At 72.9% G+C, this 19,374-nt stretch carries 13 protein-coding genes and 1 pseudogene; 6 read left to right on the plus strand and 8 right to left on the minus strand.

The window, feature by feature from the left end; genetic code table 11:
- Nucleotides 1-28 precede the first annotated feature (28 nt).
- From RV983_RS34835 to RV983_RS34845, 3 genes are all read right to left on the minus strand, one after another.
- A complete protein-coding gene (locus RV983_RS34835; protein WP_475989705.1) occupies nt 29-1,042 on the minus strand; it encodes a questin oxidase family protein in 1,014 nt (337 codons plus the stop codon).
- Between the two features lie 141 nt (nt 1,043-1,183).
- Entirely contained in the window at nt 1,184-2,383 is a 1,200-nt protein-coding gene (locus RV983_RS34840) for an MFS transporter (protein WP_475989706.1), read from the minus strand.
- 136 nt (nt 2,384-2,519) lie between these two features.
- Entirely contained in the window at nt 2,520-2,915 is a 396-nt protein-coding gene (locus RV983_RS34845) for a DUF2267 domain-containing protein (RefSeq protein ID WP_475989707.1), read from the minus strand.
- 572 nt (nt 2,916-3,487) lie between these two features.
- Between RV983_RS34845 and RV983_RS34850 the strand changes: the two genes are divergently transcribed.
- Both RV983_RS34850 and RV983_RS34855 read left to right on the plus strand, forming a co-directional pair.
- On the plus strand, nt 3,488-4,702 hold the full coding sequence (locus RV983_RS34850; RefSeq protein ID WP_475989708.1) for a PP2C family protein-serine/threonine phosphatase: 1,215 nt from the start codon (nt 3,488-3,490) through the stop codon (nt 4,700-4,702).
- A gap of 297 nt (nt 4,703-4,999) precedes the next feature.
- A complete protein-coding gene (locus RV983_RS34855) occupies nt 5,000-5,296 on the plus strand; it encodes a hypothetical protein (RefSeq protein WP_475989709.1) in 297 nt (98 codons plus the stop codon).
- A gap of 9 nt (nt 5,297-5,305) precedes the next feature.
- Here the strand turns inward: RV983_RS34855 and RV983_RS34860 are convergent, their stop codons facing one another.
- Nucleotides 5,306-9,823: a S8 family peptidase gene (locus tag RV983_RS34860; protein WP_475989710.1), complete on the minus strand. Its 4,518-nt coding sequence runs from the start codon at nt 9,821-9,823 to the stop codon at nt 5,306-5,308.
- A 204-nt stretch (nt 9,824-10,027) separates the two neighbouring features.
- A pseudogene (locus RV983_RS34865) lies at nt 10,028-10,468 on the minus strand (mycothiol transferase); the annotation flags it as partial.
- Between the two features lie 158 nt (nt 10,469-10,626).
- Between RV983_RS34865 and RV983_RS34870 the strand changes: the two are divergent.
- Both RV983_RS34870 and RV983_RS34875 read left to right on the plus strand, forming a co-directional pair.
- Complete coding sequence (locus RV983_RS34870; RefSeq protein WP_475989711.1) at nt 10,627-11,946, plus strand: MFS transporter; 1,320 nt, start codon at nt 10,627-10,629, stop codon at nt 11,944-11,946.
- A 51-nt stretch (nt 11,947-11,997) separates the two neighbouring features.
- The gene (locus RV983_RS34875) at nt 11,998-12,633 is read left to right on the plus strand and encodes a TetR/AcrR family transcriptional regulator (RefSeq protein WP_475989712.1); all 636 of its coding nucleotides are present in this window, start codon (nt 11,998-12,000) and stop codon (nt 12,631-12,633) included.
- 40 nt (nt 12,634-12,673) lie between these two features.
- On the opposite strand, the gene mdlC is transcribed toward RV983_RS34875, so the two are convergent.
- Complete coding sequence (mdlC, locus tag RV983_RS34880) at nt 12,674-14,245, minus strand: benzoylformate decarboxylase (protein ID WP_475989713.1); 1,572 nt, start codon at nt 14,243-14,245, stop codon at nt 12,674-12,676.
- A 244-nt stretch (nt 14,246-14,489) separates the two neighbouring features.
- Between mdlC and RV983_RS34885 the strand changes: the two genes are divergently transcribed.
- Together RV983_RS34885 and RV983_RS34890 are read left to right on the plus strand one after the other, a co-directional pair.
- Entirely contained in the window at nt 14,490-17,006 is a 2,517-nt protein-coding gene (locus tag RV983_RS34885; RefSeq protein ID WP_475989714.1) for a CehA/McbA family metallohydrolase, read from the plus strand.
- 505 nt (nt 17,007-17,511) lie between these two features.
- Entirely contained in the window at nt 17,512-17,871 is a 360-nt protein-coding gene (locus RV983_RS34890; RefSeq protein WP_475989715.1) for a DUF805 domain-containing protein, read from the plus strand.
- A gap of 78 nt (nt 17,872-17,949) precedes the next feature.
- Here the strand turns inward: RV983_RS34890 and RV983_RS34895 are convergent, their stop codons facing one another.
- Both RV983_RS34895 and RV983_RS34900 read right to left on the minus strand, forming a co-directional pair.
- A complete protein-coding gene (locus tag RV983_RS34895) occupies nt 17,950-18,702 on the minus strand; it encodes an SDR family NAD(P)-dependent oxidoreductase (RefSeq protein WP_475989716.1) in 753 nt (250 codons plus the stop codon).
- Nucleotides 18,703-18,780: 78 nt separating this feature from the next.
- On the minus strand, nt 18,781-19,329 hold the full coding sequence (locus tag RV983_RS34900; protein WP_475989717.1) for an HAD domain-containing protein: 549 nt from the start codon (nt 19,327-19,329) through the stop codon (nt 18,781-18,783).
- Between the last annotated feature and the right edge of the window lie 45 nt (nt 19,330-19,374).

Genomic DNA, 19,374 nt, shown 5'->3' on the forward strand with positions numbered 1-19,374 from the left:
CGGCACGGCACGACACGGCATGGGACGGCTACGTCAGCGGTTCGCTCAGTTCGATGCAGCGCAGGGCGGCCGCCACCGCCCGCTCGTCGCCGACGTCCATGGCGGTGTCGGTGAACTTGATGACGTGTTCGTCCCCGTGGGCCAGGGCCGACGGCAGGATCTCCTGCGGTGTGACACCGCTCGGCGGGGACCAGGGGACGGGCGCGTCGGGCGCGTACATCGCGGTCACCGCCGCGGAGGCCGCCCAGGCGGCACGCAAGCTCGGCAGCCAGAGGGTCTCGGGCAGCGCGGGCAGCGTGCGCAGGACGGCGTTGGGCGCGGTGGCCGCGTGGACGAGCATCGTCGCCTCGCCGTGGCCGTGGGTGGCGTACCGGTGGATTGCCGCCCGGACGAGTTCGGTGAGCCGCTGCCGTGCGACGTGCGGGTCGTGGACGCCGTCGGCCCACGCGGGCACGCCGGTCACGCGGGCCAGCCGGTCGGGGAAACCTCCGGTACGCATCGCCAGGGGCGGCACGGCGTCGAGGGCGGCGTCGGCGGTGTCCGCCCCCGCCGGCAGCACGCCGAGACCCGTGACGGGATGGTGGCGCGCGGCCCAGTAGCCCAGCCCCTGGGCGAGTTCGCCGAGCCGCGGCCCGGTCTCCTCCCCGGCGAGCAGCGTCCGTACGGCGTGGCCGACCCTGATCACCGGATGCGTCGACCCGCCGTACATCCCGGGCAGCAGGCGCGGCCACCACTGGGTGAGCACGTCCCGCCACGGGTGTTCGGCGATTTCCCGCCCGAAGAAGGCGATCCAGTCGGCCAGCCGGCGCGGGTCGCCCAGGGCCTCCCGCCAGTTGGAGGCCGTCACGGGCGCGGTGCCCGAGGGGAACTCCTCCAACTTCGGGGAGTACCGGTCGAGCCAGCGGTGCACACCGCCCGCCTGCCCGTGCGCGGTCAGTGCCTCGACCGCCATCGGCGCGTGGTTGCTGAGCCGCCCCAGGCGCTCGGGCCCGGTCCTGTGCAGCCGTTCGAGTGCCTCGTCGAGTATCCCTGTTCCGTCCACGTACGCGGACACTAGGGGGCGCGGCCTCGCCGCGTAACCGGCGCAGGTCCTAGGTCCTCCGGCCCCATGGGGAAGGCCGCGCAAGTGGACGGCGGCCGGGCGGCGTTGCAGTGTGCTTCCGGGCCGGTCGTCCGCCCCGCGTCAGCCGGCGCGTGGGGGTCTGCGGAGGAGGAACACGCCCACGGTGGCCGACATCAGGACCACGTACAGCGCGAAGAGGATCTCCGCGTTCCGCAGGCCCAGCGCGAGGGAGAGGGCGCCGACTCCGACCACCGGTACGGAGATTCCGACGTAGGCCACGACGAAGAAGGCCGAGATCGTCGCACCCCGGTGCTCGTCCGGAGCCACCGCACTCACCGCGGCGAGGCCCGCCCGGAAGGACATCCCCTGGCCGAGGCCGCCGACCATGGCGCCCACCACCAGCACCGGCAGGGACTCCGTCAGCAGCGACGTCGCCACCACGGCCATACCCGCGGTCATCAGCAGACACCCGGCCGGCAACGCGCGCCGCGCGCCCATGCGGCCCGTCAGCAGCTGACCGACGGTGGAGGAGCCGAACACGGAGAAGACGACCGCGCCGATGACGGCCAGGTTGTGCACTCCCAGCGTCTGCGCGAGGAAGCCCGGTGCCACCGCGGTGAAGAGCCCGAGCAGGGAGAAGCCCGCGAACGCGGCCAGCCCGGCCGGTACGAACGCCGCGCGCGCCGGTGGCGGCACGACCATGCCCTGAGGGTGCAGCGGGGGCCGGGGGGTGCGACGCGCCACCGTCTCGGGCAGCGCGCCCGTGACGGCGAGGGCCGCCATGAGCAGGACGATGTGCACGAGGAAGGGCAGCCGTAGCGGCCACGGCGCGTACTGGGCCAGGATCCCCGACAGCAGCGGTCCGCACCCCAGGCCCCCCATGTTCGCGGCGGTGGCCGCGAAAGCCGCCCGTGCGCGCAGTCCTGGCGGGGCCAGTTCGAGCACGGCGGCTGTCGCGGCCCCACTGAGCAGACCGGCGGAGAATCCGGAGAGCAGCCGTCCGGCGAACAGCAGCGGCAGCCCGTTCTGGAAGAGGAAGCACACCGCGCTCAGCACCGACAGCCCGAGAGCGGACAGCAGCACCGGCCGCCGGCCGAGGACGTCCGAGAAGTCGCCGGCGATCAGCAGGGCGGCGATCACGCCGATCGCGTAGACCGCGAAGACCACCGTCACGATCAGCTCGGAGAACCCGATCTGTTCCCGGTAGAGCCCGTACAGCGGTGTGGGCAGCGTGGTCCCCGCCATGCCGACCGCGAACACCCCCGCGGCCGCGATGTACGGGGCGCGCCCACGACGTGCCCCGCCGGCTTGCTTGATCACGCATTCAATCTAGCCGCGCGCCCCGCCCGCCCGGCCGCCCGCGGAGCCCGTCGGGCGGGCCCCGCGGCTGTCGGACGCGGCGGCGCCGCCCTTCGTCCCGGGCGTGTCGTCGGGGCGGGCGGCAGGGCGGGCGCGGTCAGGCCGCGGGGGCCAGCTCGGTCCGGCCGAAGAGCAAGGCATAGCCGTCGGGAAGCTGTTCGAGGATCCGGGTGACCAGGGCGGTCCCGGCCAGCCGGGCGACGACGGCGAGGACGGTGCAGGCGTTCCAGCGAGCGGTGGCGGGTGTGCCGCCGGTGCGGGCCGCGAGGTCGCGGACGAAGACGTCCCCCGGGAGCGGCACGGTGGCGGGGATCTCTGCGGTGAGGACGAGGGCGGCCTCGACGGGCAGGCAGGCGGCCAGGTCGACGCGTTCGTCCCCGGTCACCTGCCGGCCGAGCGCGGCCAGCACGGTGCGTGCCGCCTGCTCGGCCCGCTCCAACGTGGGGTGGGCGCCGTCGTACCGCACCCTTTCCAGCATCTGGTGGAACGTCATGGCCGCAGCGGGCCGTCCCGTTTGAGGCTGGGGGAACATCAGGAACCTCCGCGGCGGTCGTTCGTGGGCCGGTTTCCGGCCGTCCGGCGCGCGTCTACCCCCGATTGCGGCGAGCATGACGGCCTTGCCGCATTCGGTGGAAAAACGTCACGCGACGGCCTCGTCACCCCCATCGTTCCCTGCGCGCGGCACGGGCGGGTAACGCCGCGTTACAACCGGGTGTCGATCGGCGGGATGTCAGCCGACACAGGCGGCACCGGCGCCTGTGCCGTCGGCTGCGGGCGTACGGGCCGGTGCTCGCTCCGGAGCCCCATGAGGCTTCACCCGAACGGGCGATGACGATCCCGAGGGGAGCCGCGGTCTCGGCAGGCGGCAGGCGGCAGGCGGCAGGCGGCAGGCGGCAGGCGGCAGGCGACAGGGACGGCGTGGGCCGCCCCGTCCGGCATCCGGGGAGAACGCGTCAGCGATGCCCGCCGTCGCGGACCACCGGGCGGCCGGGGGCCCGGCGCGCATACTGAGAAAGCGGGGACCGCGAAGGCCCCCTGATCACCGCGTCGGGTGCGGGAAGCCGGGTGAGTGCCGTGGACACCGACTACGCGGCCGTCTTCGAGGCGTCGCCCAGCGCGATGCTGCTGCTCACCCCCGGGCTCGTCATCCTGGACGCGAACGCGGCCTACCGGGACCTGTTCGGCCGCGGCCGGGACCGCTTCGTCGGCTGGCATGTCTTCGATGCCTTCCCCGACAATCCCGGCGACGCCGAGGGGGGCGGCCTGAAGGTCATGCGTGCGTCACTGCGCCGGGTGCTGGAGACCGGCGCGCAGGACGTCGCCGGCCCCTTCCGCCACGACGTGGAGGAACCCGACCGCCCGGGGGTGTACACGCAGCGCTACTGGAGCCCGGTCAACGCCCCCGTCCTGGACGCGGACGGCGAGGTGGTGCTGATCGTGCACCGCCTGGCGGAGATCACCGACCTGGTCCGCGACGTCGGGCCCGCCACGGACGAGCGGCACCATCAGGTCGAACTGGAGCTGTACGCCCGCTCCCGCCAGTTGCAGCAGGTCAACGAACGGCTGCGGCGCGCCAACGCCCAGGAGCGGCACGTGGCGCTCGCCCTCCAGCAGGCGATGATGCCGCCGCCCCAGCCGCTCGGCCGTCACCCCTGCGCCGTGCGCTACCGCCCCGCCGTGAACAGCCTCAACGTCTGCGGCGACTGGTACGACGTGACGTGGCTGCCGGACGGGAATTACGCGGTCGCGGTCGGTGACGTCGTCGGCCACGGTCTCGCGGCGGCCGGTGTCATGGGCCAGTTGCGCAGCGCGCTGACCGCCGCAGTCCGTGTCGTCAACGGGCCCGCCGCGGCCCTCGACGCGCTCGACCTGTACGCGCGCTGCGTCGAGGGCGCTCTGTCCACGACCGCCGTGCAGGTCGTCGTCGCCTCGGCCGAGCGCCGGCTCCTGTACAGCAGCGCGGGCCATCCGCCACCGGTCCTGGTCGATCCGGACGGGACGGTGGACTTCCTGGACCGGGCCACGGACCCGCCCCTGGGCGCCGCGGTCGAGCACGCACTCCGCCCGCAGGCGACGCGCGCGTACCCCGAGGGCGCCGTCCTCGTCCTCTACACCGACGGACTGATCGAGCGCCGGGGTGAGGACATCGACCAAGGCCTCGGACGCCTCTCCGAGCGCCTCGCCCGGCACCACCACGACGACGTCGAGGACCTCGCGGACGGCCTGATGACCCTCAGCGCCTCCACCGATGACACCGCCGTGGTCGTCGTCCGTCTCTGACGCGGCCCTGGTCCGACGCCATCCCGGCGGCGGCGCGCTGCACAGGGCGGAGGGCGGACACCCCGGGCCGGTCCCGCGGTGCCGGCGATGCGGGGCCTCCCCGCCGCCGTGGTGATGGGTGCGGGTCCGCGGGAGCCGGCCTCCCGGATGGCGCTGTCCCCGGGCCGTGGACGAGGTGCTGAGGAGCGGCGGCTCCGTCCGGTGACCGGCTGAGCCGGCTGCGCCGCGCGGTGGCCGGTGCCGTATCGGCTCCCCGGGAGATTCGCCGACTCGGTCACCTACGAGGTGCCGCGCGGGGTGACCCCGCAGACCGACCACGAGCGGGTGACGCGGTGGTGCGGGCTGTGGCAGTGCGGTACCACCACCGACCTGGTCGTCAGCGAACCCGTCACCGATCTGATCCGGCATGCGGCGGGCGCCATCCGGATGTGCGTGATCCGCCACCGCACGCTGACCGTCGAGGTGTCCGACGACGCCGACACCGGATCCCTGTGCTCCACGCGGCAGGACCATCCGGGCCGAGCAGGCACTGACGCCCGCAGGACAGGGGACCGCCGGCCGACGCGATGTCGGCCGGCGGTCCCGCGGCGGTAGGCGAGCGGACTATCCGCGCGTGCCCAGTTCGGTCCCGCCGGTCCGGTCCGGGCGGCTGCCCGTCACCCGGACCGACGTGGTCCGTCCGTGGGCGGGCGGTACCCGCACGAAGGCGTGGGCGAAGCCCGACGCGGTGGCCCGGCCGGTCCCGGCGATCCGGCCGCCGAGGCGCACGGTGTAGGCCTCGTGCGGGGCCAGCCCGGCCGCCGTCACCGACACGGTCGTTCCCCCGGCCGCCTGCCGCGGGGAGACGTCGACCACGAACGGCGTGCCGGAGTGCGATGCGCGCACCGGCCGGAGGTCGTCCGCGCTCATCGGCGTCATCAGCAGGTACCGGTCCGCCACGTACGCGATGATCGGGCCGTGGACCTCGAAGCCCGCCGTCGCCCACAACGGCCGGCCGGAGGGCACGGAGAGGGTCCGGGAGACCGGCGTCCCTTCCTGCGGACTGCGGGGAGTGGGGATCTTCTCGTTGTGGAAGAAGCTCGTCCCCGCGTAGACCTCGGTGCCCTGACCGGCCGTGAGGATGAACTCGGCGCTGTAGGCCGCCGGGCGGTTGGTGAGGGTCATCGCCACCGGATCGCCCTCGTGCCGCGACTTTCCGCGCTGGAACGTCGCGTAGAAGGGCTCCGCCATGGCCGGCCGGCCGCTCGACCTGCTCTGCTGCCGGTTCCGGTAGGTCGCGACGGCCGCCCCGTCGAGTACGAGGTCGAGGTGGTCGACGCCGGTCGTGTCGTAGGAGCGGGTGACCGTGACGCCGGGGTCGATCATCAGGGTCGTGAAGATCACGTCCCCGCCGCTGAGCTTGTAGCGCAGCGTCGGGAAGGCGGTGCGGTCCGTCCCGTTGGTGTACTTGAGCTTCGCGGCATGCGCCGCCTTCGGGTCCTTGGCGATCGACGCCGAGCTCGGGGCCGACGCGGCCGGCTTCCAGGTCACCGACTTGCTCTGCCCGGTACGGCCGTTGTCCTGGACCACCGTGAGGGTCGCCGTGAGCTTCTGCGCCCTGGTCTCGACCAGGTCCGACTTCCAGCTGAGCCAGGGCCAGCCGGTGGAGTCGACCGGGACGGTCCGGTTCAGGTAGACGCCCGAGGCGCCCCGGATGGTGACGTTCACCCTGCCCTTGCCCTGGACGCCGCCGGAGAGCGCGACCAGCGGGTTACCGTCGAACGCCTGCTGGTCGACATGGTCGAGGTCGCGCAGCACCAGCGGACTGACGGTGAAGGAGTCACCGGCGGTCCGGCCGGCGTAGCGGACCTCCATGGTCTGCTTCCCCGCGGCCAGTTTCGCCGGCAGGGTGACCGAGAGGGCCGCCCCGCCGTCGTCGCTGGTGCGTCCGCTCGCGAGGACCTGCGCGGAGCCCTTGATCCGGACCTGGAAGTCCACGGCCGGGGTCAGACCGGTCGCGAGGACGATCACGGACCGGCCCGGCACCGCGTAGTCGGGTGTGACGGTGACCTTCGGCCGGGCGCCGGGGGTGCCGGTGGGCGGGCCGGTGCGCGGATCGCTCGTGACCGTCACATAGGTGTTCCGGCCGGTGTCGCCGTACCCGACGCGGCCGAGGTAGACCCCGCCGCTGCGCAGGCCCTTCCAGTCCAGGGTGACGGCCGTCGTGCTGCCGACCGTCAGGCTCGCCGTGGCGGGCCGGGCCGTGAAGGTGCCTTCGGCGCCGTTGCCGTTCAGCGCGAAGCTGGTCACGGTGAACCCGAGGGGTCCGGTCCCGGCGAAGAAGTCGACCTCGACCTGGTAGAGGCCGGCGGGCAGGTCGTCCAGATCGAGCCGCTCGTCGGCGGAGTCGGTGGCCGCCCGGGCGAACAGCGTTTTGTCGCCGTAGTTGTTCAGTCGGTAGACCGACAGGTCGAGGTCGGCGGTGTTGTCGGCCGCGTCGAGATCGAAGCGAGCGTGCGTGGTCCCGGCCGGGATCTGCACGATGTGGTTCTGCGCCGGGCCGCCGACGGTCCCGGAACCCTGGACGCGCAGGCCCCTGGCCAGGCCGGTCACCGTCACCGGCACCTCGCGGACGTCGCCGCCGTGCAGGATCGCGGTGGTACGGCCAGAACTGCCCGAGGCCGTGAGCTGCGCCGGCGCGACCAGGGCCACCGGGCGCACCGCGAGGGCGCTGCGTACGCTCTGAGCGCCGTTCCGCCAGGTCAGATAACCGGTGGCGTACTCGTCCAGCGGCGCCGTGGTCCGGGTGAAGGTCACCCGGAAGCTCTTGGACTGGCCCGGCGCCGTGAACGTCAGGGCCGACGGCTCGACCGTCGTCTCCACGCCGGGGATCCGCACCGCGTCGGCGGTGAAGGTCCCTGCCGTGGTCGAGGTCACCGTACGCGTCACGGTCTGCCGCCCGGCGAGCGAACCGACGCCGATCGAGGCCAGGTTGAGGTCGGAGGGGGCGGGCGCGGAGGCGTCGCCGCCGAGGGCTGCGACATACCGCGCCCAGTCGGCGGGGCCGTTGAGGTAGAGCAGCCCGGGGTTGAGGTACCGGGTCGGGTCGACCTGGCCGTTGCCCTGCGCGAACACGTCCTGCGACGGCTTCCCGTCGGCGGTGACGGCCGGGGACGTGGTCGTCATCAAAGCGGACTTGATCTCGGCCGGGGTCGCCTGCGGATGGACGCCCAGGTACAGCGCGGCGAGACCCGCCACATGCGGCGAGGCCATCGAGGTACCCGACATGAAGGTGAACCCGGGCCGTCCGCCCTCGGCGTTCGCGCCGTCGGCCAGAATGCCCACGCCGGGCGCCGCGAGGTCGGGCTTGATGAGGTCGCCGCCGTCGGCCGTCAGCGGTCCCCGCGAGGAGAACCCCGCGATCTGCGGGGCCGCGGCCGACGCGAGGTGGTGCGGATTGCCGTCCACCAGCGTGACCGTCGGCGCCTCGGTGGCGGCGTACGCGACGAGCGTGTCGTAGCCGTCCGCGTCGATGTGGAGAGTCGGAACGCTGTGCGCGTCGAGGTCCACCGAGTCGGGCGACGGGTTCACCAGGATCATCCCGGTCCCGCCCGCGCGCTTCACCTCGGCGGACTTGGCCAGCCGGTCGACCGCCCCCCGCTCGCACAGCACGATCCTGCCGGTCACTTTGGCAGGGTCCAGGCTCTGCGGGCCGCAGAGCTGGGGCTGGGTGGCCGCGTCGGCCCCGGCGGTGGACGCCGCCACCAGCGGACCGCTGACGCCGCGGCCGCCCGCGGGCACCGACACCGAAGCGCCGAGCAGGTTCACGCCGTCGCCGAGCTCGGCCGTGGCCTCGCGGGTCGGGATGGTGCTGGCCGCGGCGGTCGTGATCCACGGCGAGGCGTTGTCGACGGTACTGGCGTCGGGGCCGGCGTTGCCGCCTGCGGTGGCGACGAAGATGCCGCTCGCGGCGGCGTTGCGGAACGCCTCGTCGACGACCGAGTCGGTGCTCTGGGCGCCGCCCGCCGAGCCGATCGAGTAGTTGATCACATCGACGTTGTCGGCGACGGCCGCGTCGATCGCGGCGAGCAGGTCTCCGGTGGCACACCCGTCGTCGTCGGGGCTCGCGGCGTCGGGACCGCTCCAGCAGGCCTTGTAGGCGGCGACCTTGGCGGCCGGGGAGACTCCGGAGATCTTGCCCACCGCGATGCCGCCGAGGTCGGCGTCGACGCCGTTCGCACCCGCCGCCGTGCTGGCCGTGTGCGAACCGTGCGCCTCGCCGTCCCGCGGCGACAGGTACTCGCCGATCGCGGTGCCGCCTATGTGGTCCGCGCCGAAGTTGTCGACGAAGTAGCGCGCGGACACGATCTTGGTGGTGCAGTCCGCGGCGGTGAACTGCACGCCCGGCGTGCACGTGCCGCTGAACGTACCGCCGTCGGCCTTGCGGTACTTGATGGTGGTGCCGTCGAGGTACGGCTCGGGACCCGGCTCGGTGCCGAGCCTGGCACCGGCGAACGACGGGTTCTCGGGGGCGATTCCCGTGTCGACGACGCCGACCACGATGCCCTTGCCGGCCTTCCCGACGCCGCCGTTGGCGGCCCACACGCCCTGCTCGCCGCTCAGGCCGAGGTAGTCCGTCGAGGTCGTGGCGGCCAGCGGCTTGCGCAGTTCGTCCTTGACCACCGACACCACCGTCGGGTCGGTGCGCAGCCGTTCGGCCTGCTCCGGCTTCAGCTCGGCCGTGAAGCCGTTGAGCGCGGCGGAGTACGAGGAGATGACCCGGGCGCCCACCGTGGCGGCCGCGTCCCGCTGGCGCTGCCGCAGATGGTCGCGGTAGGCACGGACCGGTGCGGAGTCGGTCTTCAGACCTTCACCGGCACGTGGCGCGGTGCGCTCCCGGCCCGCCGCATCGCCGGTGTACGTCGCCGCGGCGGGCTCCCGCAGGGTCACGATGTACCGGCCCGCGGTGGGCGGTTGACCGGTGGTGGGCGGCGTGCCGGCGGGCGACGGAGCCGGGGGCGGGGCCGCGACGGCGGCGGGCTGGCCAACGGCCAGGGGGAAGAGCAGACCGGCGACCGCGACGGCCGCGGCGACGGACCGCCGCTTCACCGGAGGGCGGGCAGGCGGAGGTGCAGGTGCCACCAAAGCTCCTTCTTCGGGGGATGGCCGGCCATCCCGGCGGAGTGAACGCCGTGCGGGCGCACACAAGTTCTAGCCGGGTGATCCTCCGATGACCAAGAGCTGGTGTTTCCGATACCGGACAGTGGCCACAAGGGGCCAGCGCCGTCCTGCCGGGAGTCCTGCCTGGAGTCCTGCCGCGACCGCCGCCTCGGGGGTGGGAGCCGGTCAGGAGGACGGGGCGTCCGGGTGGCGGGCGGCCGTCCGGGCCGCGCGCTCCAGCCGGTCCCTGTGGCTGTCCCACCACGACCGGTCGCCCGCGGGCATGTTGTCGTTGCCCTCGCTCATCCCGACCGCACCGTCGAGGAGTTCGCGGACGATGTCGGCGTGGCCCGCGTGCCGGTGGGTCTCGCTCGTCACGTGCACAAGGATCTGATGCGGCGTCACCTCCTGCCGTTCCTCGGACCACCAGGGCACATGGCCCGTCGCGTCCAGCGCGAGGCCGGTGATCGTGGCGTCGGCGTGCCGCCACACCCGCTGGTACAGGGCGACGATGTGTTCGCGCGACTCGTCCGCGGGCGCCCACAGGTCCGCGTTGGGCTCGGCGTCCTCGGCGAGCCACGGCAGCGCCTCGCCGAAGGGGCGCCGGAACGTGTCGCCGAAATACCCCGCGGCCCGCCGGTCACGCGGTGTCCCGGCGGACCGTCTGCCGGACGACTGTCGTCCGGTTTTTTTCGAGAACCGGGAAGCAATCCCGTTCCGCCGCGGTTAGACAGACCGGTCTACTCAATACGGAGGGACCGATCTCCTCATCACAGGACGGTGGCATGCCCGAGCAGCGCACCTCACACGACCAGGGCGGTACCACCACACTGACGGCCGAGGCCGGCAGCCCGGGAGACGGCCGCGCAACGGCGGCTCCTGTCGTGTCCTCCGCACACCGGCACCGGTCCGCCACGGGGACGCTGCCCCAGCGAACGGCGCTCTACCTGCTGGCCTCGATCATCGTGTCGTTCCTGGCCGCATCCAGCGCGCCGACCCCGCTGTACGCCGTCTACCAGCAGGAATGGGGATTCAGCCCGGTCACGACCACTCTGGTCTTCGGGGTGTACGCGATCGCCGTGCTGGTGTCGCTCCTCACCCTCGGACGGCTGTCGGACCACCTCGGCCGGCGACCGGTCCTGCTGGTGGCACTCGCCGCCCAGGCAGCCGCGATGGTCGTGTTCGCGACCGCGCACGGCGTGCCGGAGCTGATGATCGGCCGGGTGGTCCAGGGCCTGTCCACCGGCGCAGCGCTGGGGGCCGTCGGTGCCGGAATGCTGGACATCGACAAGCGGCGGGGCACCGTCGCCAACTCCTTCGCCCCCGGACTCGGTACCGCCAGCGGCTCACTGATCTCCACCTTCCTCGTCCAGTACCTCCCGGCGCCCACTCACCTGGTCTACCTGGCCCTGGTCGCGGTCTTCGCGCTCCAGGCCGTGGGCGTGTTCCTCATGAAGGAGACACTGACCCCCACCCCCGGGGCGCTGGCCACCCTGGTCCCGGACGTCAAGCTGCCCCGGACGGTGCGGCGCGCGGTCCTCAACGCCGCCCCCGTCCTGATAGCCGTCTGGGCGCTCGCGGGCTTCTACGGTTCGCTGGGCCCGGCCCTGGTGAGGACCATGACCCACTCCACGTCCGCGGTCTACGGCGGACTGGCCCTGTTCGTGCTGGCCGGAGTGGCCGCCGCGGCTACCCTCGTCCTGCGCACCGCACCGCCGCGCGGGGTCATGCTCACCGGGATCGGCACCCTCGTCGCCGGCGTCGCCCTGACGCTCCTCTCGATCGAGACCCGATCGACGGCCCTGTTCTTCACCGGGACCGCCATCGCCGGCATCGGCTTCGGCAGCGGCTTCCAGGGCGGCATCCGCACAGTGATGCCGCTGACCGCGGCCCACGAGCGGTCCGGAGTGCTGTCCCTGCTGTACGTCGTGTCCTACCTGGGCATGGGCCTGCCCGCGGTCATCGCCGGGTACCTGGTCGTCCACGCCGGCGGCCTGCTCACCACGGCACGCGAGTACGGGGCGGCGGTCATCGTCCTCGCCCTGCTGGCGCTGGCCGGACTGCTGACGGACAAGGGCCATGTCGGCGGCCTGGCACGGCACTAGGGTGGATTGTGTCGGCAGCACGCGGATCACACGGAATCGGAGGGAGCACCGATGGCAGCCACGACCACCGGATCGCCCGCTGAGCCGGCCGAGGCGAGGCCTTCGGCTCGCGCACGCCTGCTGACCGCGGCCAACGAGCTGTTCTACGCCGAGGGAGTGCAGACCGTCGGTATCGACCGGGTCATCGAACGGGCCGGTGTGGCCAAGGCGTCCCTCTACAACACCTTCGGCAGCAAGGACGAGTTGGTCCACGCCTACCTGGAGGCCAGGCACGCCGCCACCGCCCGTCGCGTCCTCGCCGCCGTCGGTCGTCACGACACTCCGCGCGAGCGGCTGCTCGGCGTCTTCGACGCCCAGGCGGAAGCGTTCACGGGTCCTGGGTACCGCGGCTGCGCGTTCATCGCGGCCGGAGCCGAGGCCAAGCCCGGCAGCAGGACGGAGCAGGCGTCGAACGACTACCGGGTATGGGTGCGCGGTCTGCTGACCGAGCTCGCCCGGGAGGCGGGTGTCGCGGACGCGGGCACCCTCGGGCGCCGGCTGCAACTGCTCTACGACGGTTCCGCCGTGTCCGTCCGGATGGACGGGGACCCTGGCGCGGGCTCCGCGGCGCGGGCGGTCGCCGAGGTGCTTCTGGACGCGGCCCTCGCGTCACAGGAGCAGCCGGAGCCCGGCGGCCGCGCCGAGTGAGCTCCGTGCCGGGACCGGGACCGGGACCGGGTGCCGGCCGTCAGCGCTGGAGGATCTCGACCAGGCGGGGGTTCTCGGACGTCATGCCCTTGTGCACGAAGTCCGTGAGGTCCTCCAGCGACTCCGCGCGGTGGGCCTCCAGGCCGTAGCCGCGCGCGAGGGCCAGGACGTCGATCCCGGAGATGTCGAGGTAGTCGCCGTCGGGGACGTCCAGGATCTCGGAGAACTCCTGCAGGGCCCGGTACTTGTGGTTGGTGCAGACCACGTAGGTGACCGGCACCCGGTAGCGGGCGGCGCTCCACAGGGCGGACGTGGTGTACTGCATCGCGCCGTCCCCGATCAAGGCGACGACGGGCCGCTCGGGGCGGCCGAGTCGCAGCCCGATCGCGGCGGGCAGGCCCCAGCCGAGGCCGCCGGCGGCGGGGTAGAACAGCGACTTGGGCCGGGTGAGGGTGAGACGGTCGCGGACCATGTCCACCGAGGTCCACTCCAGCGCGATGACGGTGTCGTCGGTCTTGCCGGCGTCGATCGCGTCGAGGATGGCCTCCGCGGTGAAGCCGGGCCCGGTGGTGTCCGCCGCGGAGAGGGTCCGCTCAGGGGGCCAGGACCGGTCGCTCGGCGCGACGGCGTCGGCGAGGCGCACCAGAGCGTCGGACGGATCACCGACGCTGATGCGCCCGAACGGGGCACGCGCGGCCTCGTCGGGGTCGTCGGTGACCGCGTACAAGCGGACGCCCGGCGGCAGGTAGTCACTGCTGCTGGGCGCGTGGTAGCGGAAGACGGGGGCTCCGAAGCAGAGGACGACGTCGTACCCCGTCAGCGCGTCCGCGACCGCGCCGACGGCGGACGGCAGTTGGCCCTGGTAGCAGCGGTGACGGGTCGGGAAGGGCGCCCGCGGCGGACTGGGCGCCACCCAGACCGGCAGGCGGGCCCGCTCGGCGAGGGCCACCGCCGCCCGGTATCCCTCCTCGGTGTCCGCGCCCGGCCCCAGGACCAGCGCCGGGGACACGGCCCGGTCCAGGACTTCGACCAGCGTGGTCAGCGCTCGCGGGGCCAGTACCGGGGCCCCGTGCACGGCGCGCTCCACGAGGTGGGTCAGGGCCCTTTCCTCGGCGGGTTCGGTCCAGTCGTCCAGTGGGACCGACAGGTAGGCCACGCCGCGGGGCGCAGAGTCGGCGAGCATCAGGGCCTTGGAGACCAGCGCGGGCCCGTCCTGCGGGCGCAGCGGCTCACCGGACCACTTCACCAGCGGGTCGCACAGCTTGGTCGGGTCGACGTTGGTGAGCATCGCCCCCACCGGGACGTAGCGGCGCGCCTGCTGACCCGCCATGACGACCATCGGTGTGTGGCAGCTCGCGGTGTTGGTCATGCAGCCCATCGCGTTGCCGGTACCGGACGCGGCGTGCAGGTTCAAGAACCCCGTTGTGTCCGTGGCCTGGGCGTAGCCGTCCGCCATGGCGATGGCGGCGCCCTCCTGGAGGGCCAGGTAGTAGGGGATGTCATCGGGCAGTCCGGTGAGGAAGGACAGTTCGTTGGACCCGGGGTTGCCGAAGACCGCGCTCACTCCGTGATGGCGCAGGACGCGGTAGAAGGCATCGCTGACGGTCGCCATGGGCTACCCCTTGCGCGGGTGATCGAGCCTGTCCCACGACCGTAGGAGCGCCGGATCGAGGCGGCAAATCGGTGCCCGTCGCCCTCTGGTGATCGGTCGTGCATCCGATGAGGCCGCGGCCCGCGGAGTTCGGCCGACCGGAAGCGTCCCTTCGCGGCGAATTCATGTATCTGCGCATGCATCTTTCTAACGTCAGGAGCGCACTGCCCTTTTCCAGGACAGTGGACGAAAGGCGGTTGTCCTGATGCATGCCTCGATACACCCCGACGCCGAACAGCCGGCGGGCGGCCACCTGCCCCGAAGGAGGCTGCTCGTCGCGGCAGGCGCGGCCGTCGCCGCAGCGACCATAGGCGCCGGAGTCGCCGACGCGGCGACGGTGACCGGCCGTCCGGGGCGCGCCCCGGAGGACGTACCCGCCAGGAGGGCGAAGGCCCCCAAGGGCACGTGGCTGGCGGGCGACACCCATGTGCACGACGACCACTCCTCCGACGGCAGCGGTCCCCGCCAGGTCTCGAAGCAGACACTCCCGGGCAACCTCCCGGTAGGGGACCAGATCGGCCAGGGCGAGAAGGTCGGCCTGGACTTCATGCCGCTGACCGACCACCGCACCTACGACCAGGTGTGGGACCCGCAGTGGACGTCCTCCGAGCTGCTCCTGCTGCCCGGTGAGGAGGCCAACGGCTCCCCGCACGCCATCGTGCTCGGCAACGTCGACGTGGTGGTGGACGGCGCAAACCCGCCCGGCTCCGCGGCCTACCGGCACATCCAGCAGTCGGTGTGGGACGTCCACGCCCAGAACGCCGTGTGGTCGCAGGCCCACCCCGACGACGGTGAGTACACGCGGGCCGGCGGCGTCAACGACAACGCCAGCGTGCAGGGCAGCGACCTGGTCGAGGTGCTGAACGTCGCGAGCGACCCCGACGTGGAGATGGAGTACGCCGAGAACCGCTGGAACCACGGTTTCCGCTTCGGCGTCGCCGGCGCCAGTGATTGCCACTTCCGCGAGTACTGGGACATCGACAGCCCCGGGGAGCCCACCACCCGGGTCTTCGCCGCGCAGCGCTCGGTCCGCGGCATCCTCGACGGCTTCCGGGCGGGCCGCACGACCGTGTCGCAGAACATCACCGGTCCGTTCGTCACCCTGGAGGCCGACGCGGACGGCGACGGCGTCTACGAGGCGATCGGCGGCGACGAGGTCGTGGTCGCCGGACGCAAGCTGCCCCGGAAGGCGAGCCTGCGGGTGAAGGTGAAGTCCGGCAAGGGCACCACCGTGCACGTGTACGCCGCCCCCGGCCGCTCCGCGGGCCCGGTCGCGACCTTCGTCCCGCGGACGGCGAACGAGACCTACGAACTGCCGCTCGACATCAAGGGCGGCGACCACACCTGGTACCGGGTCGAGGTCCGCTCGCCCGGCAGCACGTCGGGCTCCGAGGCCGACCCGACCCTGCCGGACCAGCTGCGCGCCGCGACCTCACCGGTCTTCCTCTCCGTCGGCGCGCCCGCGGAACCCGCGCCGGAGATCCCGCTGCCCGCCGCGGACACCACCGCCGACCGCGCGGCCTGGGTCACCGGCGAGTCGGGCGTCTTCACCGGTTTCGCCGACGTGGCGGTGGTCGGCGACGTCACCCACGTCGTCGCCGAGGTGCACGAGGACCAGGCGACCCGGGTTGTCCACGTCCGGCTCGACCACAAGGGCAGGGCCGGCAAGGTCCGCACCCTGTCCGGGGATTCGCCGACCGCGCGCTTCCCGCGGATCGCCGCCCACGGCGACGACGTGTGGGTGGTCTGGCAGGACGAACGGGGCAAGGAGCAGCCGCACCGGCCGGTGGTCCTCATGGCGACCAGCAGCAACGGCGGCAGTTCCTTCAAGGCACCCCAGAAGGTCAGCAAGGGCAAGGGGCGGGCGATCCAGCCCGCGCTGGCCCTGGTCGAGGACAAGCACCCGCTGGTCGTCTGGTCCGACAACAGCGGCGGTGCCTTCGATGTGTACGCGCAGATCGTCGGCGTCGACAAGGCCGCGGTGAACGTCTCCGCGGCGGGCAAGGCCACCAGCCCCGGCACCCCCGCCGACGCACGGTCACCGCGCTACCCCGCCTCGCTGTTCCCGGCCGTCACCGTCGTCGGCGGCAAGCACGCCGTGGTGACCTGGCAGGACGACCGGTACGACCCGGACCCGCTGTGGACCGGGCACACCCCGCCGGCCGGTCAGCCGGCGAGCGGCGGCACCGATCCCGACAACTGGCAGATCCTCGCCGCGGTACGCACCGCACCGGGCCGCCCCTGGGGTACGCCGGTCACGGTGAGCGCGGTCACCGACCGCGCGGACCGGCACCCGAGCGTCGCGGTCGACGCGCACGGCACGCTCGTGGCGATCTGGGAGTCCGGCGCCCTGCAGAGTTCCGGCGCCAACCTCCAGTTGCGGTCGAGTACTTCCACCGACGGCGGTGCCACCTGGAGCGCGTACCGGCAGGTCGCCCTCGACCCGAACGCGATGAGTCAGCGCGCCCGTCTCGCCCAGGACCCCGACGGCCGCGTGCGCGCGGTCTGGTACGACTCCCGGTCCGCCGACTGGCGTTGGAAGGTCTGCACCGCCACCGTCGACGCCGCCGGCACCTGGTCGGACGCCGAGCAGGTCACCACGACCGGCAACAACACCTGGCCCGCCCTGCACGGCGGAACGGTCGTCTTCACCACCGACCGCGACGCGACCCGCACCCAGCGGGACGTCACCCAGCAGATCTACCGGACCCGGCTCGCCTGACCCCGCCCCCGTCCGGCCCCGGAACCGTACGGCGACCGCCGTCACCGGGGCCGGACGGTCGCGGCAGCGGAGCTTTCTGCACCGTTCCGCCGTGTCGAGTCACACCGTGGTAGTCGGCGCTGCGCACGTCGTGGTACGAGATGTAGGTGCGCCGGCGCCAGAGGTATCAGTACGCGGAGCCCACCGCCTGGAGCACGCCGAGGACGGAACGGACGGCGGGATTGCGGGGCACGGGGATTCCTGAGGTTGTCCGGGACGGCGGGCTGGTGCCGTGTGGGCATCGAAACGGACGCCGGAGGCGGGGGAATCCCGGAGGAGGTCGGCCGGGCGAACGCGGTCGTGCGCGCCGGTGGGCGCGCTACGAGGGAAGCGTCGCGGGGGAGTTCATGCCGTGCGCGGAGCCGGTTATCGAAACGTGTCTTGACCCGCACAGCACAAGGCTCATAACTTCCGCCTGCTCGATCATTTCAAGACGAGCTTCACACATGGCCTTGGGGGCAATCGCATGAACTGGTACCTCGACGTGCTCAAGAAGTACGCGGACTTCAACGGGCGTGCGCGACGCACCGAGTTCTGGATGTTCGCGCTGTTCAACCTGATCGCCTACATCGTGCTGGCCCTCATCGGCCGCGTAATCGGCTTCTCCGCCCTGCCGTTGCTGTACGGGCTCGCGGTGCTCCTGCCCTCGCTCGCCGTGGCCGTCCGCCGTCTGCACGACACCGGCCGCAGCGGCTGGATGATCCTGCTCGGCCTGATCCCGTGCATCGGCGGCATCGTGCTGCTGGTCTTCTACTGCGGTGACAGCCAGCCCGGTGACAACGAGCACGGGACGAACCCGAAGCTCGTCGCCGGTCCGGCCGTCTGACGTTCCCGACGCCGCACAGCGGAGCGGTCCCGGACGACGGCGTCCGGGACCGCCCCGCTGTGCGGCGCTCCTCGCGGGTCAGGCGGCGATCACGGCCGCGGTCGTGCGGCCGCCGTCCACGTCGAGGGTGATCCCGTGGACGAACCGCGCCTCGTCCGAGGCGAGATAGACCGCGGCCTGGGCGATGTCCTCGGGGGCGCCGACGGTCCCCGCCGGGGTGCCCGCCATCAGGGCTTCGGAGGCGTGGCCGGGGGCCAGGATCACTCCGGGGGAGATGGCGTTGACGCGTACCCCGGCCGGACCGAACTCGGCTGCCCAGGCGCGTGTGAACGTCTCCACCGCGCCCTTGGTGGAGCTGTACAGCGCGCCACGGGCTATACCCAGCCGGGCGATCCACGACCCGAGGTTGACGATTGCGCCTCCGCCGGACGCGGCCATGGCCGGGGCGACGGCCGCCGTGAGGAAGAAGGGCGCCTTCATGTTGACGGCGATGACCCGGTCGAAGGTCTCCTCGTCGGTGTCGGGAGTCGTGGGGCTCGGGTAGATGCCCGCGTTGTTGACGAGGATGTCGATGCGCCCGCCGAGAGCCCGGCCGGCCTCCTCCGCCAGCCGCCGGGAGGCGGCGGCGCTGCCGTCGAGATCCGCGGGGACGAAGGTGGCGGCCCCGCCCAGGGCACGGATCTCCGCCACGACCTCCTCTCCTCGCTCCTTGCTGCGCCCCGAGACGGCCACGTGCGCCCCCTCCGCACCGAAGGCCAGGGCGATGGCCCGGCCGATGTTGCTGGTGGCCCCGGTGACCAGGGCGGTCTTGTGCTGCAGACGTGCGGTCATGATGGTGCTGCCCCTCTGGGTGCGGACGGAACGGGGTCCACCCTGCGCCCCAGAAATTGGACCCGCAAGTCCAGAGTCTCAGCCCACGCCCGCCGCCCACTCCGCGAGTGCGGTGAAGTCGTCCGGGGACAGCCCGATCCGCGGGTCGATGCGGTGCAGCAGGGCCGGACCCTCGTGGCGGGCGGCCACAAAGGCTCGGTCCGCATCGGTGATCTCGTCGTCGACCCACGCGAACGCACGGCCCTTCGCCCACGCGACGATCTGCGGGGTCTTCCAGAACACACCGCCGCCGGGCTCCGGGCGGGGCGAGGCCCATGTGACGAAGGGCAGAGAGGGCAGTGCCAGCACCGGGGCGATGAAGTCGTTGGCCTCGTCCTCCCACGTGGTGGCCCAGACCAGATCGAAGGGCAGCGCCCGCAACGCCGGACCGTGTTCCGGATTGAGCCATACGCGAAGGGGTTTGACCCGTCCGCCCGGCAGCCCCCACGCGTGCAGCCGGCGCCGCTCGGAGGCCATCCAGCGAGGTGTCGTCATCCGGTGCGTCCCATAACCGGGCGGCCGCCGGTGCCGCTTCGCGGCATACGGATTCAGCGGTCCGTCCACGTCCACCAGCAGCACTGGGCGCATGCCGCCCCCCCCTGTCCCGTCCCGAACGGTACCCCGCCGCAGGGA

The organism is Streptomyces sp. RLA123 (genome assembly GCF_056270165.1).